21 protein-coding genes are annotated in these 22,455 nt (G+C 67.4%); 17 read left to right on the top strand and 4 right to left on the bottom strand.

Annotated features, from left to right (window positions below; genetic code table 11):
- Nucleotides 1-108 precede the first annotated feature (108 nt).
- The 8 genes from ACLKOY_RS12155 (at nt 109) to rpsN (ending at nt 8,434) form a co-directional block, all read left to right on the top strand.
- On the top strand, nt 109-2,118 hold the full coding sequence (locus tag ACLKOY_RS12155; RefSeq protein ID WP_436453826.1) for a beta-galactosidase: 2,010 nt from the start codon (nt 109-111) through the stop codon (nt 2,116-2,118).
- Nucleotides 2,115-3,044, top strand: coding sequence for a carbohydrate ABC transporter permease (locus ACLKOY_RS12160; RefSeq protein WP_140038408.1), 930 nt, complete (start codon nt 2,115-2,117; stop codon nt 3,042-3,044). Before ACLKOY_RS12155 ends, ACLKOY_RS12160 begins: the two co-directional genes overlap by 4 nt.
- Nucleotides 3,041-3,946, top strand: a complete 906-nt coding sequence (locus tag ACLKOY_RS12165) for a carbohydrate ABC transporter permease (RefSeq protein ID WP_436453827.1) — start codon at nt 3,041-3,043, stop codon at nt 3,944-3,946. Before ACLKOY_RS12160 ends, ACLKOY_RS12165 begins: the two co-directional genes overlap by 4 nt.
- A gap of 86 nt (nt 3,947-4,032) precedes the next feature.
- On the top strand, nt 4,033-5,364 hold the full coding sequence (locus ACLKOY_RS12170) for an ABC transporter substrate-binding protein (protein ID WP_436453828.1): 1,332 nt from the start codon (nt 4,033-4,035) through the stop codon (nt 5,362-5,364).
- Nucleotides 5,365-5,436: 72 nt separating this feature from the next.
- A complete protein-coding gene (locus ACLKOY_RS12175; RefSeq protein WP_436453829.1) occupies nt 5,437-7,557 on the top strand; it encodes an alpha-galactosidase in 2,121 nt (706 codons plus the stop codon).
- Nucleotides 7,558-7,718: 161 nt separating this feature from the next.
- Complete coding sequence (gene rpmB, locus ACLKOY_RS12180) at nt 7,719-7,955, top strand: 50S ribosomal protein L28 (protein WP_042540533.1); 237 nt, start codon at nt 7,719-7,721, stop codon at nt 7,953-7,955.
- Nucleotides 7,955-8,125, top strand: a complete 171-nt coding sequence (rpmG, locus tag ACLKOY_RS12185) for a 50S ribosomal protein L33 (protein WP_017203558.1) — start codon at nt 7,955-7,957, stop codon at nt 8,123-8,125. The genes rpmB and rpmG overlap by 1 nt, the downstream gene beginning before the upstream one ends.
- Nucleotides 8,126-8,128: 3 nt before the next feature.
- On the top strand, nt 8,129-8,434 hold the full coding sequence (rpsN, locus tag ACLKOY_RS12190) for a 30S ribosomal protein S14 (RefSeq protein ID WP_042540535.1): 306 nt from the start codon (nt 8,129-8,131) through the stop codon (nt 8,432-8,434).
- A gap of 181 nt (nt 8,435-8,615) precedes the next feature.
- Here the strand turns inward: rpsN and ACLKOY_RS12195 are convergent, their stop codons facing one another.
- On the bottom strand, nt 8,616-9,443 hold the full coding sequence (locus ACLKOY_RS12195) for an alpha/beta hydrolase (protein WP_436453830.1): 828 nt from the start codon (nt 9,441-9,443) through the stop codon (nt 8,616-8,618).
- 126 nt (nt 9,444-9,569) lie between these two features.
- Between ACLKOY_RS12195 and ACLKOY_RS12200 the strand changes: the two genes are divergently transcribed.
- The 3 genes from ACLKOY_RS12200 to ACLKOY_RS12210 all read left to right on the top strand — a co-directional run bounded on the left by ACLKOY_RS12200 (nt 9,570) and on the right by ACLKOY_RS12210 (nt 12,923).
- Entirely contained in the window at nt 9,570-10,178 is a 609-nt protein-coding gene (locus ACLKOY_RS12200; protein ID WP_436453831.1) for a TetR/AcrR family transcriptional regulator, read from the top strand.
- A 362-nt stretch (nt 10,179-10,540) separates the two neighbouring features.
- Nucleotides 10,541-10,828 (top strand): HU family DNA-binding protein, encoded by a 288-nt coding sequence (locus ACLKOY_RS12205; RefSeq protein WP_042541574.1) that lies wholly within the window; start codon nt 10,541-10,543, stop codon nt 10,826-10,828.
- Between the two features lie 85 nt (nt 10,829-10,913).
- Entirely contained in the window at nt 10,914-12,923 is a 2,010-nt protein-coding gene (locus tag ACLKOY_RS12210) for a cytochrome c oxidase assembly protein (protein WP_436453832.1), read from the top strand.
- A 16-nt stretch (nt 12,924-12,939) separates the two neighbouring features.
- Here the strand turns inward: ACLKOY_RS12210 and ACLKOY_RS12215 are convergent, their stop codons facing one another.
- A complete protein-coding gene (locus tag ACLKOY_RS12215; RefSeq protein ID WP_436453833.1) occupies nt 12,940-14,013 on the bottom strand; it encodes a hypothetical protein in 1,074 nt (357 codons plus the stop codon).
- A 161-nt stretch (nt 14,014-14,174) separates the two neighbouring features.
- Here ACLKOY_RS12215 and ACLKOY_RS12220 point away from each other — a divergent pair, with 161 nt between their 5' ends.
- Nucleotides 14,175-15,569 carry an ATP-dependent DNA helicase gene (locus ACLKOY_RS12220; RefSeq protein ID WP_140038401.1) on the top strand — a complete coding sequence of 465 codons (1,395 nt, stop codon included), beginning with the start codon at nt 14,175-14,177 and terminating at the stop codon, nt 15,567-15,569.
- Between the two features lie 14 nt (nt 15,570-15,583).
- Here ACLKOY_RS12220 and ACLKOY_RS12225 read toward each other — a convergent pair whose 3' ends face one another.
- Nucleotides 15,584-16,231, bottom strand: a complete 648-nt coding sequence (locus ACLKOY_RS12225) for a heme oxygenase (biliverdin-producing) (protein WP_436453834.1) — start codon at nt 16,229-16,231, stop codon at nt 15,584-15,586.
- A 54-nt stretch (nt 16,232-16,285) separates the two neighbouring features.
- Nucleotides 16,286-16,600: a DUF2470 domain-containing protein gene (locus tag ACLKOY_RS12230; RefSeq protein WP_436453835.1), complete on the bottom strand. Its 315-nt coding sequence runs from the start codon at nt 16,598-16,600 to the stop codon at nt 16,286-16,288.
- A gap of 89 nt (nt 16,601-16,689) precedes the next feature.
- Here ACLKOY_RS12230 and ACLKOY_RS12235 point away from each other — a divergent pair, with 89 nt between their 5' ends.
- The 5 genes from ACLKOY_RS12235 to ACLKOY_RS12255 all read left to right on the top strand — a co-directional run bounded on the left by ACLKOY_RS12235 (nt 16,690) and on the right by ACLKOY_RS12255 (nt 22,454).
- Complete coding sequence (locus ACLKOY_RS12235; protein ID WP_436453836.1) at nt 16,690-17,973, top strand: serine hydrolase domain-containing protein; 1,284 nt, start codon at nt 16,690-16,692, stop codon at nt 17,971-17,973.
- Between the two features lie 50 nt (nt 17,974-18,023).
- Nucleotides 18,024-19,040: a magnesium and cobalt transport protein CorA gene (locus tag ACLKOY_RS12240; RefSeq protein WP_436453837.1), complete on the top strand. Its 1,017-nt coding sequence runs from the start codon at nt 18,024-18,026 to the stop codon at nt 19,038-19,040.
- A 156-nt stretch (nt 19,041-19,196) separates the two neighbouring features.
- Nucleotides 19,197-20,546, top strand: a complete 1,350-nt coding sequence (locus ACLKOY_RS12245; protein ID WP_436453838.1) for an ABC transporter substrate-binding protein — start codon at nt 19,197-19,199, stop codon at nt 20,544-20,546.
- Nucleotides 20,547-20,619: 73 nt separating this feature from the next.
- Nucleotides 20,620-21,531, top strand: a complete 912-nt coding sequence (locus ACLKOY_RS12250) for a carbohydrate ABC transporter permease (protein ID WP_436453839.1) — start codon at nt 20,620-20,622, stop codon at nt 21,529-21,531.
- Complete coding sequence (locus ACLKOY_RS12255; protein WP_436453840.1) at nt 21,528-22,454, top strand: carbohydrate ABC transporter permease; 927 nt, start codon at nt 21,528-21,530, stop codon at nt 22,452-22,454. The genes ACLKOY_RS12250 and ACLKOY_RS12255 overlap by 4 nt, the downstream gene beginning before the upstream one ends.
- Nucleotide 22,455 lies beyond the last annotated feature (1 nt).

The raw sequence follows: 22,455 nt of genomic DNA on the forward strand, positions 1-22,455 counted from the left end.
TTCGCCACGACATGCGACGATGTGTGCACGTTCACAGAAATCCCGATCGGTGCTCTCGCGCCGTGAGCTGTGCACGTGCACACATGAACCGCAAAGGAGCGTCACCGCATGGCCGCCGCAGTGTCCGACCGCATCGCCACCCTCTCCGCAGGGCGCGGCCTCGTCTTCGGATGCGACTACAACCCCGAGCAGTGGGATCGCAGCGTCTGGCCCGATGACGTGCGGCTCATGCAGCAGGCCGGTGTCGGACTCGTGGCGATCAACATCTTCGGCTGGTCGTCGATCAACCCGGCTCAGGGCGTGTGGGACTTCAGCGCACTCGACGAGATCATCGGGCTGCTGCACGCGGCCGGCATCCGCATCAACCTCGGCACCGGCACGGCCTCGCCCGCGCCGTGGCTCACCGCGCAGCATCCCGAGATCCTGCCCGTCGGCGAAGACGGCACCGTCTTCCAGCAGGGCGGACGCCAGGGCTACTGCCCGAGCTCGCCGCTCTTCCGCGCCCACGCCGCCGAGGTCGTCACCCGCGTCGTCGAGCGCTACGGAGACCACCCCGCCGTGTCGCTCTGGCACGTGTCGAACGAGCTGGGCTGCCACAACGCGCTCTGCTACTGCGACACGAGCGCCGAGGCGTTCCGCGGCTGGCTGCGCGACCGCTACGACGACATCGATGCCCTCAACCGCGCGTGGGGCACGACGTTCTGGAGCCAGCGCTACAGCGACTTCGACGACGTGCGCGTGCCCGGCCAGGCCCTCTCGCTGCGCAATCCGGGTCAGATCCTCGACTTCCAGCGGTTCAGCTCCGACGAGCAGCTGGCGCTGTACCGAGCCGAGGCTGAGATCCTGCGCGAGCGCAGCGACGTGCCGGTGACGACCAACTTCATGGTCACCGCGCACATCCGCAACCTCGACTACTGGTCGTGGGCGGGCGAGATGGATCTGATCGCCAATGACCACTACCTCGACCGCCGCCTCGACGACGCGCGAGGAGAGCTCTCGTTCGCCGCCGACCTCACGCGCGGCCTCGCGCAGGGTGCCCCGTGGCTGCTCATGGAGACCTCGACCGGTGCCGTGAACTGGCAGCCGTACAACCTCGCCAAGGCCCCGGGCGAGCTGCAGCGCAACATCGCCGCGCACATCGCCCGCGGCGCCGACGGCATCTGCTTCTTCCAGTGGCGGGCCTCGACGCAGGGGGCCGAGAAGTACCACACCGCCCTCGTGCCCCACGCGGGTGAGGACTCCGACCAGTGGCGCGAGGTCGTCGAGCTCGGCGGTCTGATCGACCGCCTCGGCGAGGTCGCCGGCACCCGCGTCGCCGCCGACGCCGCACTGTTCTTCTCGTGGGAGAGCTGGTGGGCAACCGAGAACGAGGGCCGCCCGAGCGAGGCGCTCACGTACCTCGGTCAGGTGCACGCCGCGCACGCGGCTCTGTCGGATGCCGGTGTCACCACCGACGTCGTCCGTCCGGGCGCAGACCTCGACGGCTACCGCCTCCTGATCGTCCCCGCCCTGCACCTCATCAGCGACGCGGATGCCGCGGCGATCGCGCGTGCGGTCGAGAACGGCGCGACCGCCCTGATCACGTTCTACAGCGGCATCGTCGACGAGGAAGACCGCGTGCGCACCGGCGGCTACCCCGGAGCGTTCCGCGACCTGCTCGGCATCCGCTCGGAGGAGTTCGCGCCCCTGCTTCCCGGAGAGACCGTGTTCCTCACCGACGGCACGAGCGGATCGGTATGGGCCGAGCGACTCAAGACGACGGATGCCGAGACCGTGGCGTCGTTCGCCGACGGCCCCGCTGCAGGTGACCCCGCGCTCACCCGTCGCGAGGCGGGAAAGGGTGCGGCCTGGTTCGTCGCCACGCAGCCCGACCGCATCGCCTACCGTGATCTGATCGCCCGCCTCGCCTCGGATGCGGGCGTCGCGCCGCACGCGGGGGCGAGCCGCGACGTCGAGATCGTCCGGCGCTCCGGCGCGAACGGCAGCTTCCTGTTCGTCATCAACCACGGCGAGTCCGCCGCCGAGATCGGCGCCACGGGGCACGACCTCGTCACCGACGCACCCGCCACCGGCTTCGTCCCGGCAGGCGGAGTCCGCATCATCAAGGAGGATGTATGACCACCACGCTCACCGCTCCGGCGGTCGCCTCGGCGCCCCGGGCGCCGGGCCGCCGCCGACGGATTCCGCACAAGGGCGCCATCGCGTTCCTCATCGTGCCCTTCGGCGTGCTGTTCGCGCTGTTCTACGTCGTGCCGATCGCCTACGCGTTCTGGCAGTCGCTGCTCGTCGTCGAGCGCGACGGCACCTTCGGCAAGGCCGAGCAGGTGTTCGGCGGCCTCACGCAGTACGTGCTCGTCTTCCAGAACGAGGCGTTCTGGAGCTCGATGGGGCGGATGCTGACGTTCGGCGTCGTGCAGGTGCCGGTCATGCTCGGCCTCGCCCTGCTGTTCGCGCTGCTGCTCGACTCGCCTCTCGTGCGAGGCAAGCGCTTCTTCCGTCTCGCGTTCTTCGTGCCCTACGCGGTGCCCGGTGTCATCGCCGCGATCATGTGGGGCTCGCTGTTCTCGCCCAACCTGTCGCCGTTCACCGCGATCACCAAGAACATCGACTTCCTCGGCGCCGATCTGGTGCTGTGGTCGATCGCGAACGTCGTGACCTGGGTCTACGTCGGCTACAACATGCTGATCATCTACTCGGCGCTGCTGTCGATCCCGCAGGAGCTCTATGAGGCGGCGATCCTCGACGGCGCAGGCCAGTGGCGCATCGCCTGGTCGATCAAGATCCCGCTGGTGCGCCCGGCGATCGTGATGACCGCGATCTTCTCGATCATCGGCACGCTGCAGCTGCTCGCCGAGCCCCAGGTCTTCCGCTCGTTCAGTTCTGCGGTGACCAGCACCTTCACCCCGAACATGACCGTGTACGCCACGGCATCCATCCCGAACACCAACCTGGCGGCCGCCTTCTCGGTCGTGCTCGCCGTGACGACGTTCGTGCTGTCGTTCGGGTTCATGAAGTACATGCAGCGCAAGGAGCAGAACGCATGAGCACCATGTCGATCGTCGTTCCTGGGCGGGGCTCCCGCGGCAAGGCCCCGCGCGGAAAGGGCGCTCGCGAGTCGGGCATCTCCCGCACGGGCGCCATGCTGATCATGGCCGTGTTCACGGTCTACTTCCTGCTGCCGCTGTGGTGGCTGCTCGTCGCATCGAGCAAAGAGACCGGCGACATCCTGACCACCGCCCCGCTGTGGTTCGCCGACTTCCACCTGTTCGACAACATCGCCGAGCTGTTCGCCTACCGCGACGGCGTCTACCTGCGCTGGCTGATGAACTCGGTGCTCTACGCGGCCCTCGGCGGTGCCATCGCGACCCTGCTCGCCGCCATGGCGGGCTACGCGCTGGCGAAGTACCGCTTCCCGGGACGCGATCTGATGTTCGACATCGTGCTCGGCGGTGTGCTCGTGCCCGCCACCGCTCTCGCGCTGCCCCTGTTCCTGATCTTCAGCCAGGCGCAGCTGACCAACACGTTCTGGTCGGTCTTCCTGCCCTCGATCGTGAGTCCGTTCGGCGTGTATCTGGCCAGGATCTTCGCGGCCTCGTCGGTGCCCGACGAGCTGCTCGAGGCGAGTCGGCTCGACGGCGCGGGCGAGATCCGCACGTTCTTCACCGTCAGCATCCGTCTGATGACCCCGGCACTGGTGACGATGTTCCTCTTCCAGTTCGTGGCCATCTGGAACAACTTCTTCCTGCCGATGATCATGCTGCGATCCGAAGACCTCTTCCCCGTGGTCTTCGGTCTCTACAACTGGAACAACCAGCTGAACCAGCTGCCAGAACTCCGCGGTCTCGTGCTGATCGGCGCTCTGCTGTCGGTCATCCCGCTGATCGTCACATTCCTCCTGCTCCAGCGCTTCTGGCGCAACGGACTGGGCGCCGGCGCCCTGAAGTGAGCAGGCAGTCGCCCGGACCGACCGGGCGGCGCACCACCCGCACCACACACCCGCACCACCCCCATCGCATCCACGAAAGGATCGAAATGCAGCATTCGAAGATGAAGGCAGCCGCTGTCATCGCCATCTCGGCGTTCGCGCTCGCCGGTTGCTCGGCATCCGGCGGAGACAGCTCCGGCACGGGCGGCGACGCCGCCTCGTGCACCCCGGCGGACGGCGACGTCACGCTCGAGTTCACCTCCTGGATCCCCGGCATCGAAGACGTCGTCGAGATCTGGAACGAGGCCAACCCCGAGATCCAGGTCGACGTGCAGACCGGCCCGAACGGCAACGGCGGCACGTACCAGAACTTCTTCAACCAGATCAAGGCGGGCGACGCCCCAGACCTCGGCCAGATCGAGTACGACGCCCTGCCGAACTTCCTCGTGCAGGACGGCCTCGAAGACCTCAGCGCCTGCGAAGACGTGGTCGCCTCCGAAGACCAGTTCGTCGACTGGGCCTGGGGTCAGGTGACTCTCGGCACCGAGGGCGTCTACGGCGTGCCCCAGGACACCGGCCCCATGGGCCTGTTCTACCGCGCCGACCTGTTCGAGCAGAACGGCATCGAGATCCCCACCACGTGGGACGAGTATCGCGAGGCCGCCGTGAAGATCCGCGAACTCGGCGGGTACATCACCAACTTCTCGCAGTCCGACATCAACCAGTTCGCGGGCTTCGCCTGGCAGGACGGCGCGCAGTGGTTCTCGAGCGACGACGAGGGCTGGACGGTCTCGCTCGCCGACGACGCCACCGCCACGGTCGCCGACTACTGGCAGAGCATGCTCGACGACGACCTCGTCGCGACGGTTCCCGCGTGGACCGACGAGTGGAACAACGCCTACAACTCCGGTCAGGTCTGGACCTGGAACTCCGCCGTCTGGGGTGCCAACTCGATCTCGAGCGGCGCACCCGACACCGCCGGCAACTGGGCCGTCGCGGCGCTCCCGCAGTGGGAGGAGGGCGGATCCGCCGCCGGCAACTGGGGTGGCTCGTCGACCGCGGTCCTCAAGGGCAGCGAGCACCTCTACGAGGCGACGAAGTTCGCGCTGTGGCTCAACACGTCGGATGAGGCGCTGACCGCGCTCGCCGAGGCGGCCAACCTCTACCCGGCCACCACCGCCGGCCTCGACCTTCCGGTCTACGCCGAGGGTGTCGAGTTCTACGGCGGCCAGAAGATCTACGACGTCTTCGCCGACGCCGCCACCCAGGTCTCGCCCGACTTCGCGTGGGGCCCGACCATGACCCAGACCTACTCGGACGTGTCCGACGGGTTCAAGGCCGCGGTCTCGGGCAGCGGAACCCTGCTCGACGCGATCGAGAAGGGCCAGACGGCGACCGTCGACGCGCTCAAGGCCGCGTCGATCCCCGTCAAGGAGTAACACCTCCCGGAGGCCCGCCCGTATGCTCACGGGCGGGCCTCCCTTTTCGTCTGCGACCCGTCTGGAGCGGCAATGAGCGAACTCGTCCACCTGACCTCCGGCGGCGTCAGCGTCGTCATCGACACGACCGCCGCGCGGCTGCTGCACTGGGGCGCGGCGCTGGATCACGCCGACCTCGACGCGCTCGCAGGGTCGTCGACCGGCTCGGTGACGTTCAGCTCGTTCGATGCTCCGCGCACCTTCCCGCTGCTCGCGGTCGAAGCCGACGGCTGGTCAGGGGCACCGGCGCTGGCCTGGCATCGGGGCGGGCTGCACAGCGCGCCGCTGCTGCGGCCCGTCGGGTGGGAGGCGACGGCGACGTCGCTGCGCGCGGAATTCTCGGATGCCGAGGCGGGAGTCGCGGTCGTGCTCGACCTCGCACTGGATGCCGGGGGTGTGCTGACCGCGCAGCTGTCGGTCACCAGCACTCTCGAAGGCGCCGAGCCACTGGATCTGCTCGCCGCTCGCATCCTGCTGCCGGTGCCCGCACACGCGACAGAGGTGCTCGACCACACCGGCCGCTGGACCGGCGAGCGCCACCCGCAGCGCGGCGCCCTGCGGCATGGGGCGCACCTGCGCCAGGTTCGTCGAGGCCGCGGCGGGCACGACGCCCCCTATCTGACCGCGGTCGGCACCGACGGATTCGGCTTCCGCAGCGGCGAGCTGTGGACAGCCCACGTCGCGTGGAGCGGCGACCTCGAGGTCGGGGTCGAGCGGCTTCCCGAGGGCGCCGGGGTGCACGGCTCGGTGCTCGGCGGGGGAGAGCTGCTGCTGCCGGGCGAGATCCGACTCGGCGCGGGCGAGACCTACGTGTCTCCGCAGGTGTTCCTCGCCTACGGCGGGAGCGGACTCGACTCGGTGTCTGCGCGCCTGCATTCGACAGTGCGATCGTTCGTCGCGCACCCGACCACGCCGCGCCCCCTCGTGCTGAACACCTGGGAGGCCGTGTACTTCGACCACGACCCCGCGAAGATCATCGAGCTCGCCGAGGCCGCGGCATCCGTCGGTGTCGAGCGCTTCGTGCTCGACGACGGCTGGTTCCGCGGGCGACCCGACGACCGCTCGGGGCTCGGTGACTGGTTCATCGACGATGCCAAATGGCCCGACGGCCTGCGCCCGCTCGCCGATCACGTGCACGGTCTCGGGATGCAGTTCGGTCTCTGGTTCGAGCCCGAGATGGTGAATCCGGTGTCCGACCTCGCGTCGGAGCGTCCGGACTGGGTGCTGCAGGCGTCGTCAGACTCACCCACCTGGCGGCACCAGAAGGTGCTCGATCTCTCGAACCCGGATGCCGCGGCGTACCTCTTCGCGCGCATCGACGCCCTGGTCACCGACGTCGGCATCGACTTCATCAAGTGGGACCACAACCGCGACCTGCATGCGGCTGTGTCGCCGCGAACCGGCCGTGCCTCGGTGCACGCTCAGACCAGCGCGCTCTACGCCCTGCTCGATGCACTGCGCGAACGGCATCCGGCGTTGGAGATCGAATCGTGCGCGAGCGGCGGCGCCCGCGTCGACCTCGGCGTGCTGCAGCGTACCCAGCGCGTGTGGGCATCGGACTCGAACGACCCGATCGAGCGGCAGCGCATCCAGCGCTGGACCGGCACGCTCGTGCCACCCGAGCTCGTCGGCTCGCACGTCGGCCCGCCGATCGCCGAGACGACGCACCGTGCGGCATCCCTGCCTTTCCGCATGACCACCGCGCTGTTCGGGCATGCCGGCATCGAGTGGGACATCACCCGGTGTGCGTCGGCGGAGCGCGAGATGCTGTCGCAGTGGACCGCGCTGTATCGCGAGCTGCGGCCGCTGCTGCACTCGGGTGTCACGGTGCGCAGTGACGAGGTCGACGACGAGACCCTGCTGCACGGTGTGGTCGCTCCCGACGGCTCGCGCGCGGTGTTCGCGTGGGTTCGCCTGGGTGCCTCGGTCGACGGGTTCACGCCGCGCACCCGCATCCCCGGTCTGGTCGCGGGGGAGCGGTACCGGTTGTGCGTGCGCGAGGACCTCGGGTCGGTGTCGCGGCATCAGGTCTCCGACCCCGCGTGGCTGGATTCCGGGGTCGAGGCCACGGGGGCGTTCTTCGAGTCGGTCGGCGTGCCCCTGCCGCTGCTCGCACCGGGGGCCGCGCTGCTGCTCGAGGCCGTTCGGCTCTGATTCCGGACCGTGCTAAACTGACTCTTTGTCTGCGCACACTCCTGTGCGTAGTTCGCGTGCTTCCCCTTCGTCAGCCGAGAGATCGGCGCTGCGGGGTGGCGCGCAGACAAGGGATCTTGGGTGAGGCCGTCCGGCCTCACGGTATAGAAGGAGTCACCATCATGGCAGCAGTGTGCCAGGTGACCGGAGCTGTTCCCGGCTTCGGTCACAACGTCTCGCACTCGCACCGCCGGACGAAGCGCCGCTTCGACCCGAACGTGCAGAAGAAGACCTATTTCGTCGCTTCGCTCGGTCGTAAGATCACGCTCAACGTGTCCGCCAAGGGCATCAAGGTGATCGATGTCCGCGGCATCGAGAACGTGGTCAAGGACCTCCAGGCGAAGGGTGTGAAGCTCTAATGGCCAAGAAGGCTCAGGACGTACGTCCGATCATCAAGCTGCGTTCGACGGCAGGTACGGGTTACACGTACGTGACGAAGAAGAACCGCCGCAACACCCCCGACCGCCTCGTGCTCAAGAAGTACGACCCGGTCATCCGTCAGCACGTCGAATTCCGAGAGGAGCGTTGATCAATGGCTAAGAAGAGCAAGATCGCTCGCAACGAGCAGCGCAAGGTCATCGTCGAGCGTTACGCAGAGCGTCGCGCCGAGCTGAAGAAGACCCTGGTCGACCCGAACGCCACCGACGAGGCCCGCGAGGCCGCACGCGTCGGCCTGCAGAAGCTGCCGCGCAACGCGTCGCCGGCTCGCGTGCGTTCGCGCGACGTCATCGACGGCCGCCCCCGCGGTGTCCTCACGAAGTTCGGCGTCTCGCGCGTCCGCTTCCGTGACATGGCACACCGTGGCGAGCTGCCCGGTGTCACCAAGTCGAGCTGGTAAGTCTCAGCAGATAAGCCGAAAGGGGCGAGGATCTTCGGATCCTCGCCCCTTTCGCTGTACCCGGGGGCTTCGCCCCGGCGTCCGCGCCCCACCCCTCTCGGTTCTCCTCCCGGGGCGCAGCGCGATGTGGGGCGGGAGCGCCGCGGACCTCCCGAGGGGCCCACCCCCGCACACCCGCACATCAGGCGACGGATGCTGTCGCGTGCGCCACCGCCCAGGTCAGCGCGTAGTCGGCGATCTCTTGCCAGCCGTCCTGGCTGACGAGGCGGTGCGTGCGGCCGGCGTACTCCTTGTACTCGACGACTGCGGGGCTGCCGGACGAGCGGTACTTCTTGACGATCGCACGGCCGATGGCCGGCGGCACCACGTGGTCGATCTCGCCCGTGATCACGAGCAGAGGAGCGCGGTCGGCGCGTGCGTAGTCGACGTGGGTGACTCCGCCCTTCTCGTTGAGCACCGAGGTCACGCCTTCGAAGAAGACCCTGTTGTAGGAGTTCACGGCGTACTCCTCCCAGAGCGCGTCGGATGCTGCACGCGAGAGGTCGTTGCCGAACGTGAAGTGGAAGTGGCGCTTCGACAGCGGCTTGGCGCCGTTGCGTCCGAAGGGGTTCGAGAGGATCGGCGTTCCGGTCCAGAGGGTCGAGAGGGGGAGTGCGGTGACGCCTGCGGTCTGTCCGGGGGCGACCCCTACGTAGGCGGAGCCGAGGCCGCGGTCGGCGAGCATCTGTGTGAGCACGCCGCCGAACGAGTGGCCCATGATGATCGGCTTCACCGGAAGCGCGCGGATGATGCGTTCGTAGTTGTCGGCGATCTGCTTCAGGCCGATGCCCTTGAGGGCGGACGGATCGCGGCGGATGTCTTCGACCGAGCGGTCGTCGATGCCGGGCCACCCCGGGATGATCACCTCGTGGCCCTGTGCGCGGAAGCGCTCGGCCCAGGTGTTCCAGCTCTTCGGGGTCATCCAGAGTCCGTGGATCAGGACGATCGGGGTCTTCTCGGTGCTGTTCATGGTCTCTTCTCCTGTTTCTGCTCCCGCCTGGTGCGGATGCGTTACGCTGATAGTAGACCGAACGTTCTATCTACCGCAACCTATTCCCGAAAATCGCTTTCGAATGACACGATGAGAGGGATCACCATGAAGACCACGACTCCCACCCCGGCTCCGACGACGACTCCGAAGCGTCCGAGCGCCGCGCGCACCCGACTGATCGACAGCGCCACGCGGCTCTTCTATGAAGAGGGGATCCATGCGGTGGGCGTCGACCGCATCATCGACGAGGCCGCCGTCACCAGGGCGACGCTCTACAAGCAGTTCGGCGGCAAGGAGAATCTCGTCCTCGCGTACCTGCGCAATGAAGACGAGATGCTGCGCTCGATGTTCGCCGAGGCAGGAGAAGCGGTGACCGAGCCGGCGCAGCTCGTCGACGCCGTGATCGAGGGCATCTCCGCCGACATCCGCCTCAGGCACACGCGTGGCTGCCCGTTCATCAACGCGGCGGCGGAGTATCCGGATGCCGACGGCGCGGTGCGACGGCTGATCGACGAGCACCGCGAGTGGTTCCGGTCGACCCTGCAGGCCGTCGCCGAGCAGGCCGGACTCGAGAGCCCCGCCGATGTCGCGGCATCCCTTGTGTTGCTGCGCGACGCAGCCCTCGTCGGCGGCTACCTCGACGGAGACGAGCGCGTCACCCCGGCGTTCGCGCGCACCGCCCGCTCGGTCGTCGAATCCCACCGCCCGCACTGACGCGCATCCCTCGGGACAGCGCCTCGGGCGGAAGACTGCGCTTCGGGAGGAGAGACTGAGCAGATCTCTCCTCCCGAGACGCAGTGCTCCTCCCGAAGCGCACTGCAACGCAGAGACGAGGCCGACCGTCCAGACCCGCCGCGAGCCGCGGAACGGCGGTGTTCAGGCCGCGGACAAGGCACCACAGGGGTCACATTCGTCACTTCTGCACCACGACACGCCGCCGAAAACCCCAAAACCCGCGAAATGACGCGGAAATGTGGGTGGTGGTTGATACATTCAAGGCGGTCACTCGACCAACGGAGGGCATCAGCCCTTCGAACACCAACGATGCGACGGGAACCTCGTCGCTGGAGGATGACATGGCTGACAAGTCCATCACCAAGACCGAGCTCGTCGCGAGCATCGCTTCTGCCACCGGCCAGAGCCAGGCCACCGTCTCGGGTGTCCTCGACGCGCTGTTCTCCTCGGTCTCCGACGCTGTTGCCAAGGGCAGCAAGGTCTCGATCCCGGGCTGGATCTCGTTCGAGCAGGTCGCAACCGCAGCTCGCACGGGCCGCAACCCGCAGACCGGCGCCGAGATCAAGATCCCGGCCGGCCACCGCGTCAAGGTGACCGCTGGTTCCAAGCTCAAGGCTGCCGTCAAGTAAGACTGCACCTCTTCGAAGGCCGCTCCCGATCCGTCGGGGGCGGCCTTCGTGCTCTCTCCCCGATTCTGCGGCTTAGGCTTGAGGGGTGAGTGCCCGCGCCGTGCAGACCCCGAACCGCTCCGCGTATCGCGCGGCCGGAGTCGGAATCCTGCTCGCGACCGGATTGATCGGCGTGCTCATCGCCCTCGTGATCGGCGGAGGTGCGGCACCGCTGCTGCTGCAGGATCCCGGTCCGTTCGTGCGCTGGGCCACCCCCATCGTCAAGCTCGTGATGAACATCGCGGCCGCGGCGATGCTGGGCTCGCTCGTGCTGGCACTGTTCGCGCTGCGCAGCGAGGAGAAGTCGTTCGACACGGCCCTCAACACGGCCTCGGCGGGTGCGGCCGTCTTCACGGTCACCGCGGGCATCAGCGGATTCTTCACGTTCATGACCGCCTTCAACCCGCAGCTGAGTGCCGAGCGCGAGTTCGGCGAGCAGCTCGGACGGTTCCTGCTGCAGCTGCCGCTCGGTCAGTCGTGGCTGATCACCACGATCATGGGCTCGGTGATCACCGTGCTCGCGTTCGCGTGGCGCACGTGGACGCCCACCCTGATCACGGCGATCCTCGCCGCGGCATCCTTCCTCCCGCTGGCGACCCAGGGCCACTCCGGCGAGCTCGCCGGACATAACATCGCCGTGAACTCGATCCTGCTGCACACGATCGGCGCGGCGGTGTGGCTCGGCGGCCTGCTGCTCGTCGTGATCCTGCGCGACCGGTCGGGCGTGGGCACCGCGCGGCTGGTAAGCCGCTACTCGAGTCTCGCGATCGCCGCCTTCGTGGTCGTCGCGATCTCGGGCCTGGCGCGTTCCGTCGTCTCCTTCGGCGACATCTCTCAGCTCTGGACGCCCTACGGCACGATCCTGCTCGTCAAGGTGGTGCTGCTGGTCGGCATGGGGCTGCTCGGCGCCTGGTACCGCATCCGCCTGATCCCTCGTCTCGAAGGGGCTGGAGCCGCACGCTGGTTCTGGATGCTGGTGCTGTGCGAGGTCGCGCTGATGGGGCTGGCGTCGGGTGCCGCCGCCGCGCTCGCCCGCACGCCTCCACCCACCGGCGAGGAGGCCGCGTTCGTGCAGACGCCGGCCGAGAACCTCACGCGCTCACCGCTGCCTCCCGAGTTCACGATCGATCGCTGGTTCACGGCGTGGGACATCGACGTGCTCTGGCTGGTGGCCGCCGGTTTCGGTCTCTTCTTCTATCTCGCAGGGGTGCGCCGTCTGCGGTCGCGGGGCGACCGCTGGCCGATCCACCGCACCGTCTTCTGGGTGCTGGGCACGCTGATGCTGCTGTGGGTCACCGGTGGCCCGATCAACGCCTATCAGGAGTATCTCTTCAGCGTGCACATGCTGGGGCACATGATGCTGTCGATGGCCATCCCGCTGCTGCTGGTCTCGGGCGCGCCGGTCACGCTCGCCCTCCGTGCGATCCACAAGCGCGACGACGGCACCCGTGGCGGCCGCGAATGGATCATGTGGGCGGTGCACTCGCCGTTCTCGAAGGTCGTCACCCACCCGTTCGTGGCGGCGGGCATCTTCATCCTCTCGCTGTGGGCCTTCTACTTCACCGACCTCGTGCGCTGGTCGATGTTCGAGCACCTCGGTCACGAGTGGATGGTCGCCCACTTCCTCATCTCCGGGTACCTGTTCGTGCTGAGTCTGGTCGGCGCCGACCCCGTGCCGTACCGCCTGCCGTACCCCGGACGCCTCATCACCCTGATCGCGATCATGGCCATGCACGCCTTCTTCGGCGTCGCGATCATGATGCAGGAGGGGCTCATGGTCGCCGACTGGTTCGGGTCGATGGGGCGCACGTGGGGTCCGACGCCGCTCGAAGACCAGTACATCGGCGGTGGCATCGCGTGGTCGATCGGTGAGATCCCGACCCTGATCCTCGCGATCACCGTGGCGATCCAGTGGAGCCGCAGCGACACCAAACTGCAGAAGCGCCGCGACCGGCATGCCGACCGCACGGGCGAGGCGGAGCTCGAAGAGTACAACGATAAGCTCGCGGCCCTCGCAGCGCGCGACCTGCGTCAGGCCGAGCGCGAAGCGCGCTGACCCTGCAAGTCGCGGATCAGCCCGTGGACTCCTCGCCGGGCGAGCCGACTCGGATCGACACCTTTCCGTCCGGGAGGATCGTGATCGACCCGTTGACCTGGAACGGGACGTCTTCCGAGACCTCCTGAACCGAGCCGTCGAAGAGCGACCGGATCTCGACGTCGACGTGTGCGACCGCATCCGTCGGAGGGATCATCCAGTGCCCGCCGTCGGGAACGACACTCACCTGGGGCTGAACCGTGATCGACCACTTCGGCAGCGAGGCGAGGCGGTTGCGGACCTCGAGGCCGAACGGGCACGCTGTCGGCTGCAGCACCTCCTGTGTGGTGCACTCCGTGAGGAACTCCTCGACGCGCTGCTGCACCACGGCGACGAAGTCGGGCGTGGGCTCGGTCTGCACGTCGACGGGGGTGGTGGCGAGCGGGGTGTCTGCCAGCACTCCGACACCGTCGGAGGAGGCGATCGCCGTGTCGACGGTGACCGAGTACACCCCCGGCGTGAAGACCAGCAGCGGCAGGGGATCGAGGGGGGCGGCCTGAGCACCCGCGGCCGACACCTGGCGGCGGTCCATCTCGAACCCGTTGACGGCGAACTGATCGGCTCCGCGCAGCGTGAGCTCGACCACGGCCAGAGGGCTCGTGGTGAAGCGCCAGTTCGGGGTGACGCCCGCCCAGCCGTCCTGCTCGACGGTGAAGGTGGTCGTGCCGGCGTAGCCGCTCGCGGTGTACGAGACGGTCACCTCGGTCTTGCCGGCGTCGTCACGCTCCTCCGATGTCACCTCGACGTCGGTGAGCGGGGCGAGGGCCGAGTGGCGCAGCAGAGCCTCGGACGCGGTGGCTCCGAGGCCCGCGATCTCGAGCGTCTCTCGATCGATCGCGACACCCGGTACGCGAAGGGCATCGGCCGCTCGGCCTTCGGAGAGCAGATCGAGGTAGCGAACGACGAAGGCCGACGGACCGTAGAACTGCTGGTAGAGGGTGGCCCCGCCTGCGCCGAGAGCGGCGACGAGCACGAGGCCGACCACCGCGAGCATCGCGAGATCGGCAGCGAGGCGCGAGCGCCGGGGCGCCTTCGTCTCGACCTGCTGCATGGCGTCAGTCTAGGAGCGCGGCCTGGGACGATGCCGTGCGCGCGTCGCCGTGCGTCGGCCGTGATCGCTGTGTCCCTCGGATGCCGGGTGCGCGGCGCCACGTAGCATGGGGAGGCACGATCTCCACGTGCACTCCCGCCTCCCAGCCGTGTGAGAGAACCGTGTCGCTTCCCGCCCTGTCAGAAGAGCAGCAAGAGCTGTTCCGGCTGATCGAGGACACCAGCGAGCACGTCTTCATCACGGGTCGCGCGGGTACCGGCAAGTCGACTCTGCTGCAGTACTTCTCGTGGAACACGAAGAAGCAGATCGCGATCTGCGCACCCACCGGTGTCGCCGCGCTGAACGTCGAGGGTCAGACGATCCACTCGCTGTTCCGCCTGCCGATCGGTCTGATCGGCGATTCGGACATCGATCAGAACGACAACACGCGACGGATCCTCAACGCGATCGAGACGCTCGTGATCGACGAGATCTCGATGGTCAACGCCGACCTGATGGATGCGATCGACCGTTCGCTCCGTCAGGCGCGGGGCAAGCGCGGCATTCCGTTCGGCGGAGTGCAGATCGTGATGTTCGGCGATCCGTATCAGCTGGCTCCCGTGCCGCCGCGCGGCGACGAGCTGCGCTACGTGAAGGACCACTACCGCTCGTTCTGGTTCTTCGACGCCAAGGTCTGGGCCGGCTCCGCCGGCGGCGAGGCGCCGGAAGAGGAAGAGGGGCTCTTCGCCGTCGACACCCGCGCCGAGCTGCACGTGCGCGAGCTCGTGCAGATCCACCGGCAGTCGGATGACGGCTTCAAAGCCATGCTCAACGCGGTGCGCTACGGGCGGGTCACCGCCGAGATCGCCGGAGTGCTCAACACACAGGGCGCGCGCACGCCACCCGACCCGGAGCCGGGCGAGGTGCCGATGATCACGCTCGCCACGCGCAACGACATCGTGAACACCATCAACAGCCGACACCTCGCGGCGCTTCCGGGCAAGGAGCAGACCGCGAAGGCCGAGGTCAGCGGAGAGTTCGGCAGGGGCGAAGCATCGCTGCCCGCCGAGCCGGAGCTCAAGCTGAAGATCGGCGCACAGGTGATGTTCCTCCGCAACGACACCTCGATGTCGGGTGAGCCGCCGCGGTGGGTGAACGGCACGATCGGCACGGTCGTGCGCATCCTCGGCGAGACCGTGCGCGTCGAGATCGACGGCGACGAGGTCGACGTCGAGCCCGCGGTCTGGGAACGCTTCCGCTACTCGTACGAGGCGAGCACCAAGAAGCTGTCCCGTGACGTGGTCGCCGAGTTCACGCAGTTCCCGTTGCGTCTCGCCTGGGCCGTCACGATCCACAAGTCGCAGGGCAAGACCTACGATCGCGCCATCATCGACCTCGGGTCCGGCGCGTTCGCGCCCGGGCAGACCTACGTCGCGCTCTCACGCCTCACGTCGCTCGACGGGCTCTACCTCTCGAGGGCGCTGCGCCCGAGTGACATCCGCGTCGACGAGGACGTGCGCCGCTTCATGCGCGACGCGTGGCTCGCGGCATCCACCCCTGAGGTGGGTAAGGCCTGAGGCGCGAGCGCGTGTCAGGCGGCGACGCGTGCGCGGTCGAGGTCCTCGAACAGCTCGGTGTTGAAGCGGTAGGCGAGGAGCACCTCGTCGATCACCCGCTCGCGCTCGGCGTCGTCCCACGGCGCGGCGTCGAGCTGCTCGCGGTAGACGTCCTTGAACGCGGACGGGTCGGCGATGTCGTCGAACAGATAGAAGCCGATGCCGTTGGTCTCGAAGCCGAAGCGGCGTGCCATCACGCGTCCGATGAAGATGCCACCGGACAGGTCGCCGAGGTAGCGCGTGTAGTGGTGCGCGACGAAGCCTCCGGCCCAGGTCGCGCCCACCTGACGGATGCGCTCGACGTAGCGCTGCGTGGTGGGCAGCGCGACGATCTCGTCGCGCCAGCCGGCGCCGAGCAGGAACTCGAGGTCGGCCTCGAGTGCCGGAAGACGGGTCAGCTTGTCGCTGAGGAAGACGGATGCCACGGGGTCGCGGCGCATGCGCTCGCCCGCGCCTTCGAGGGCCTCGTAGATGAAGTAGTGCTGTGCGACGAGCGCGATGTAGTCCTCGCGCGAGCCCTCGCCCTTGAGCAGGTCGGACATGAAGCCGGCACCCTCACTGCGCGAGTGCGAACCGGAGGAGCGCTCACGGAGGGCTGCGGAGAAGGAGAGGATCTCGGGCATGTGCCAAGTGTAAGGGTGACCTAACCTGGAGCGGAAGCCCGATCTCTCAGAGAGTCACGCGTGCGGACGCGGCTCGACCCCGATCTTCTCGCACGCGAGATCGTAGAGCGCGACGACTTCGCGGCGCACGGCGGGGCGCTCGGTGATGGGGCCCGAGGGCCACGCGACGCGCAGCTCGGAGGCGATGCCCGCGCGGGTGACCGTCCAGACGCCGCCGTCACCGTCGAGGTCCGTCATCACGGCATCGGTGATCTCGCCGTCCTCGGCGGCTGAGAAGGCGCGCGCGATGAGCAGATTGTCGTCGGTGTGGTCGCCGTTCATGTGGCGCAGGATCGCGGAGACGACGTCGGCGTCGAAGATGTGGGGCATGCTGATCACCCTAAAGGGGCCCCGGCGATGCGATCTTTCAGGAACGGCGTTCTAGACTCGGGAGACACGTCTTCCGGGGGTCCCCTTTCATGCAGCTTCTCTCGTCGCGCACGTTCCGCGCAGCAGCGGCCGGCGTCGCCGTGCTCGGGCTCTTCCTGACCGGCTGCACAGCCGAGCCGGAGTTCAGCTACGAGCCGCCCTCTCAGGTCGATGGCGCACTGCCCGACGACACCGTCGCCGCCATGGAGGCAGCCGTCGCGAACGCGCTCGCCGCGTCGGGGGCGTCGGGTGCTGTCGTGGGCGTGTGGGCTCCCTGGAGTGGCAGCTGGGTCGCCGGCGTCGGCACGCAGGGGCCCGGTTCTGATGAGGAGATCAGCACGGACATGGCCTTCCGCGTCGCAGACATGACGCGGCTCATGACGTGCGATGTGCTCTACGGCCTGGTCGATGAGGGCGTGGTCGACCTCGACGACCCCGTGACCGAATACGTTTCGGGCGTTGCCGATATGAAGGACACCACGCTTCTCGACCTGTGCAACAGCACCAGCGGGATCGGTTCGTCCGAGGCGACAGCACAGGCGGCGTGGTTCACCACTCCCGAGCGCGTGTGGGCGCCGCTCGAGCTCGCAGCCTACGGCCTCGGCGCCCCGCGCACCACGCCGAAGACGACCTACACCAACTCCGACGCCGGCTACCTGCTGCTCGGACTCGCCCTCGAGCGGGCATCGGGCCTCACGGCATCCGAGTTGATCTCCGAGTACGTGACCCAGCCGCTCGGTCTCTCCCAGACGTCGCTACCCTCGCCGGCCGCAGCTGCGCCCTCGACGGGGCCGGTCATGAACGGGCACTATCTGACGCCCATCGAGGGCGGATACAACTGTGCGGCCCCGACCGACATCACCACGCTGTCGTCGAGCACCGGGTACACCGACTCCGGCGTCGTGTCGACGATCGAGGAGCTCGGCCGGTACACCCAGGCCGAGGCCGCGCAGAAGTTGCGGACGAAGGATGAGCCGAATCGCTTCGGAGCGCCGTTGCCTCAGAGCCCCGATGCGCCCTCATGGTTCCAGGCCACCGGAGGAGCCCTGCTCGTCGGATCGATGGTCGGGCAGTCGGGATGGACCCCCGGATACCAGACGTCGGCGTTCTCCGATCCTGAGACCGGCTTCACGGTCGCGGTGTCGCTGAACGACTCGACGACCGGCGGGTTGACCGCGATGTTCCTGGCATGGGAGCTCGCGGCGATCGCATCGAAGGCTCCCGCAGCCGCTGGCCAGACGGCTCCCGAGTTCGGACTGCCGTTCACGGCTGAGCAGTACCACCAGGAGATCACCGACTCTGCGATCCCCTGCGTCGCGCCGCCCGCCGGCTGACCTCAGACGCGGACGACCGATCCGCGGCTCGACCTTTGGAGGGAGCGCCGATGGCGATCATCGACAACGCGATCTACGTCGACGGCATCCGCACCGAGAACCCGCGGAGTCTCAGCGAGACCTTCGAGGTGCTGCGCGAGCGCGGAGGCATGAGCTGGATCGGCCTGTACCGACCGAGTGAAGCTGAGATCCGTGAGGTCGCCGACGAGTTCGGCATCCATGCGCTCGTCGTCGAGGATGCGCTCTCGGGGCACCAGCGCTCGAAGCTCGAGCGGTACGGCGACGTGCTGTTCATGGTGCTGCGCTCCGCGCGGTATCTGGATGCCGCGGAGGAGGTCGAGTTCGGCGAGATCCACGTGCTCGTGGGGCCGGATTTCGTGGTCACGATCCGTCACGCGGAGTCGCCTGACCTCGGGCGCGTTCGGCGCCGCCTCGAAGACGACCCCGCACTCCTGAAGCTCGGCCCTGAGGCCGTGCTCTACGCGATCCTCGACGAGGTCGTCGACGAGTACGCGCCGGTGCTCGCCGGGCTCGAGAACGACATCGACGAGATCGAGAGCCAGCTCTTCGAAGACGGAGTCGACGCCACGAAGCGCATCTACGAGCTGGGCCGAGAGGTGATCGACTTCCAGCGTGCGGTGCAGCCACTGGCCGGGATGCTCGACTCGCTGCTGCGCGGGTCGGCGAAGTACCAGGTCGACGTGGAACTGCAGCGGTATCTGCGCGATGTGCTCGACCACACCCTGCGTGTCTCGGAGCGGGCGAACACCTTCCGCACGGTGCTCGACAACGCCCTGACCGTCGAGTCGACGATCGTGGCACGTCGGCAGAACGAGGAGATGCGGCGGATGACCGAGCTGAGCATCCGTCAGAACGACGAGGTGAAGAAGATCTCGGGCTGGGCGGCGATCCTGTTCGCCCCGACCCTCGTCGGCACGGTCTACGGCATGAACTTCGACCACATGCCCGAGCTGCACTGGACGCTCGGCTACCCCATGGCGGTCGCGCTGATGGTCGGCATGGGCGTCGGTCTCTACTGGGCGTTCAAACGCAAGGGCTGGCTGTAGCCGCGCGAATCCGGGCACGCCAAACGTCGCCAGGGTTGATTCTCGTGATTTCACGAGTAAAGTGCAACTAGTTACAGAAAGTGCTTGGAAAACGCTATCCGCTCGGCTACCGTCGGTGTAGCCGACGAGAGTCCGGCACGAATCAAGGGAGATCACATGCACAACGCAATGACGCGGACGGCACGGAGCCGCCTCCTGCTGGTGACCGCGGGCCTCGCGACCTCTGCTCTCGCGCTGGCCGGCTGTGCCGGTGGCGGCGCCGGCGACGCGGGGGCGTCGGGAGACAAGACCACGATCCGGTTCCTGTACGCCACAGGAGACGAGACCTGGAACGCCGTCGTCGACGAGGTCGTCACCGCCTTCAACGAGCAGAGCGATACGACGGAGGTCAAGCTCGACCCGCTGCCCGCCGGCTCCGACTACGCAACGGCGCTCAAGACCGTCGACGCGACGGGAAACTGGCCGGCCGTGGTCGACATGCGCGACACGCTCACCTATGTCAACGCAGGCAAGCTCGCCCCGGTGCCCGAGGAGGTCACGGCACTGCTCGAGCCCGACGCCTTCGCCCCCGCAGCGGACGGCAATGTTTACACGGTGCCGTACAGCGCGCTCAACGGCGAGCTCGGCATGAACATCGTGTACAACAAGACCTACTTCGAGGAGCATGACCTCGAGGTCCCCGAGACCTACGACGACTTCATCGATCTACTCGAGGAGATCAAGTCCAACGGCGACGTGCCACTGGCGACGGCCGCCGCCGAGGTATGGCCCTCCGACCAGCTCTGGAAGCCTCTTGCCGCGCCCACCTTCGCCGAGTTCAGCGACGACGGCGGCTTCTGGAACGTCGCGGCGGAGGGTGGCGCCTCGGTCGCCGACCTCAAGGCTCCGCTCGAGGAGCTGAAGATGATCATGGACGACTACGTGCTCGAGGGATGGCAGTCCACCGCCGATGCTCAGACCACCACGCTTCTCGTCAACGACCAGGCCGTCATGGCGACGTCGTCTGCCGGACTCGGGCGGCTGATGGACATCAATAAGGTCGACCCGGAGTTCGACGCGGGGCTGTTCATCATCCCCGACGAGGACGGCAAGATCAACGTCCTCAAGAACAGCGTCGTCGGCGACACCGCCGGCGGTCTGGCCATCTCGTCGCAGGCCGCGGAGAACGAGGACGAGTACGCCTCGGCGGTCGAGTTCCTCACCTACTTCTACTCGGTCGACGCGGCGAATCTGATGGAGGCGAGCGGCTGGATCTCGCCCAACATCCTCAACTCCGACGAGGTCGAGCGCAACGACACGATCCCCGGTGCCGAGGACTTCTTCGCGCTGCTCGAGAACCCGAACCTCGTCTGGTACGAGAATGCTCCGACGCTCAGCACCTTCAGCTCGGTCAACACCTTCTTCCGGCAGTCCCGCATCGAGATGCAGGACGGCCAGACCACGATCGACGAGACGATCGCGAAGGTCCAGGCAGAGCTCGAGGCGCAGGTCGCCGCAGCCGGGTGAGTCCGGCGCCGGGGGTGCGGACCCGACCGTGCCCCCGGCATCCCGGCGAGCTCTGATCGATCAAGGAGAGAACATGAGTGCAACCACCGAGGTCCGTGTGCGACCCCGCTTCGGGCGAGGGCGCCTGGCGATGCTGGGTTTCGTCGTCCCGGCGCTGGCGATCTATCTCCTGATGGTGATCGTGCCGTCGCTGCAGACGGTGCAGCTGAGCCTGACCGACTGGGACGGCATCAGCGACGGATACGACTACGTCGGCATCCAGAACTACGAGGACATCGTCGCGAGCGGTCGCTTCTGGAACGCGGTGCGCAACACCCTGATCCTCGGGCTCGGGTCGGCGCTGATCATCAACGTGATCTCGCTGGCCGTCGCCCTCATGCTCGACAGGCTCAACCACGCGCAGGGGTTCTTCCGCACGGCCGTGTATCTGCCGGCCCTGGTCAGCGCCTTCATCATGGCCACGATCTGGAAGTACCTGCTCAACTACAACTTCGGCTCCGTGAACACGGTTCTGCGAGACATGGGGCTTCCGGAGTGGGCCCGTGACTGGCTGGGCGACAGCAGCATCGTGATCTGGGTGATCCTCTTCATCACCTGCTTCACCCTCGGCGGCAACACCACCCTCATCTATCTCGCGAACCTGCAGTCGGTGCCGCAGGAGCTGATCGAGGCCGCGCGCATCGATGGTGCGAGCGGCGCGAAGGTCTTCTGGAACGTGACCTGGCCGATGATCGCCGGTGCGGTCACGGTCAACATGACGCTCGCCATGATCGCCGGCTGGGTGATCTTCGATCAGGTGCTCGTGCTCACCTCGGGCGGCCCCGGTTTCGTGAGCGAGACCATGGCCTTCTTCATCTACAAGGTCGGCTTCGGTGAGTACCGAGCCGGCTTCGGGTCGGCGGCAGCCGTCGTGCTCTTCATCGTGGTGATCGTGAGCACCGTCGCCGCGAACGCCTACATGCGCAAGAGGGAGATCCAGGCATGACCGAGACGATGGCACAGGTCACTGTGAAGATAGAGCCGGAGCAGAAGCCCTCGGGGCTCGCCCGCATCCCGCGTGCGCCGCGTCCGCGCCGAGAGAAGAAGAAGTGGTCGGTCGGCGAGATCGTCGTGATGGCGGTGCTCAGCGTCCTGGTGCTGATCGTCGCGTCGCCGGTCATCTACGCGCTGCTGAACTCGTTCCGCTCGTACGCTGAGATCACCAAGGATCCGATGGGGCTGCCCACCTCCTTCGCCTTCGACAACTACGTCGCCCTCTTCCAGCAGACCGACTTCCTGGAGGCGGTGCTGAACACTCTCATCATCACGGTCGGCACGGTCGTGATGCTCATCATCATCGTGCCCATGGCCGCGTACGGCATCGAGCGGATCGGTGGCCGCACTTCGCGCTTCCTCTACGTGCTGTTCATCGCCGGGCTCATGATTCCGTTCCAGGTGCGCATGATCCCGCTGGTGAAGGGCTTCGACGACGTGGGACTGTACAGCACCCTGCTGTCGGTGATCCTGGTGCACCTCGGAGGGGCTGCGAGCTTCGGCATCCTGCTCTACTGCAGCTTCATCAAAGGCATCCCGATCGAGGTCGAGGAGGCAGCGCATGTCGACGGCGCAGGGCGCCTGCGCACGTTCTGGCTGATCGTCTTCCCGATGCTCCTGCCCGTGACCTCGGCTTTCGTGATCATCCAGGCACTCGGGCTGTGGAACGACTTCTTCATCCCCCTGGTGTTCCTCGATTCCTCATCGGCCGGAACCATCAATGTCGCGATCAACCGCATGGTGGGCCTGCTCACCTCGCAGTGGCAGCTGATATACACCGGTGCGATCCTCGCGATCGTCCCGTCCGTGGCGATCTTCGCCGCCTTCCAGAGGTTCTTCATCAAGGGCATGTCGGTAGGGGCGGTCAAGGGATGAC

The sequence above is a fragment of the Microbacterium sp. K2 genome (assembly GCF_051365005.1).
Taxonomy (GTDB): domain Bacteria; phylum Actinomycetota; class Actinomycetes; order Actinomycetales; family Microbacteriaceae; genus Microbacterium; species Microbacterium foliorum_B.

Bases quoted from the DNA above. Each gene is read 5' to 3' on its own strand.
- ACLKOY_RS12155 (WP_436453826.1), top strand. From the start codon at position 109: ATGGCCGCCGCAGTGTCCGACCGCATCGCCACCCTCTCCGCAGGGCGC.
- ACLKOY_RS12160 (WP_140038408.1), top strand. From the start codon at position 2,115: ATGACCACCACGCTCACCGCTCCGGCGGTCGCCTCGGCGCCCCGGGCG.
- ACLKOY_RS12165 (WP_436453827.1), top strand. From the start codon at position 3,041: ATGAGCACCATGTCGATCGTCGTTCCTGGGCGGGGCTCCCGCGGCAAG.
- ACLKOY_RS12170 (WP_436453828.1), top strand. From the start codon at position 4,033: ATGCAGCATTCGAAGATGAAGGCAGCCGCTGTCATCGCCATCTCGGCG.
- ACLKOY_RS12175 (WP_436453829.1), top strand. From the start codon at position 5,437: ATGAGCGAACTCGTCCACCTGACCTCCGGCGGCGTCAGCGTCGTCATC.
- rpmB (WP_042540533.1), top strand. From the start codon at position 7,719: ATGGCAGCAGTGTGCCAGGTGACCGGAGCTGTTCCCGGCTTCGGTCAC.
- rpmG (WP_017203558.1), top strand. From the start codon at position 7,955: ATGGCCAAGAAGGCTCAGGACGTACGTCCGATCATCAAGCTGCGTTCG.
- rpsN (WP_042540535.1), top strand. From the start codon at position 8,129: ATGGCTAAGAAGAGCAAGATCGCTCGCAACGAGCAGCGCAAGGTCATC.
- ACLKOY_RS12195 (WP_436453830.1), bottom strand. From the start codon at position 9,443: ATGAACAGCACCGAGAAGACCCCGATCGTCCTGATCCACGGACTCTGG.
- ACLKOY_RS12200 (WP_436453831.1), top strand. From the start codon at position 9,570: ATGAAGACCACGACTCCCACCCCGGCTCCGACGACGACTCCGAAGCGT.
- ACLKOY_RS12205 (WP_042541574.1), top strand. From the start codon at position 10,541: ATGGCTGACAAGTCCATCACCAAGACCGAGCTCGTCGCGAGCATCGCT.
- ACLKOY_RS12215 (WP_436453833.1), bottom strand. From the start codon at position 14,013: ATGCAGCAGGTCGAGACGAAGGCGCCCCGGCGCTCGCGCCTCGCTGCC.
- ACLKOY_RS12225 (WP_436453834.1), bottom strand. From the start codon at position 16,231: ATGCCCGAGATCCTCTCCTTCTCCGCAGCCCTCCGTGAGCGCTCCTCC.
- ACLKOY_RS12230 (WP_436453835.1), bottom strand. From the start codon at position 16,600: ATGCCCCACATCTTCGACGCCGACGTCGTCTCCGCGATCCTGCGCCAC.
- ACLKOY_RS12235 (WP_436453836.1), top strand. From the start codon at position 16,690: ATGCAGCTTCTCTCGTCGCGCACGTTCCGCGCAGCAGCGGCCGGCGTC.
- ACLKOY_RS12240 (WP_436453837.1), top strand. From the start codon at position 18,024: ATGGCGATCATCGACAACGCGATCTACGTCGACGGCATCCGCACCGAG.
- ACLKOY_RS12245 (WP_436453838.1), top strand. From the start codon at position 19,197: ATGCACAACGCAATGACGCGGACGGCACGGAGCCGCCTCCTGCTGGTG.
- ACLKOY_RS12250 (WP_436453839.1), top strand. From the start codon at position 20,620: ATGAGTGCAACCACCGAGGTCCGTGTGCGACCCCGCTTCGGGCGAGGG.
- ACLKOY_RS12255 (WP_436453840.1), top strand. From the start codon at position 21,528: ATGACCGAGACGATGGCACAGGTCACTGTGAAGATAGAGCCGGAGCAG.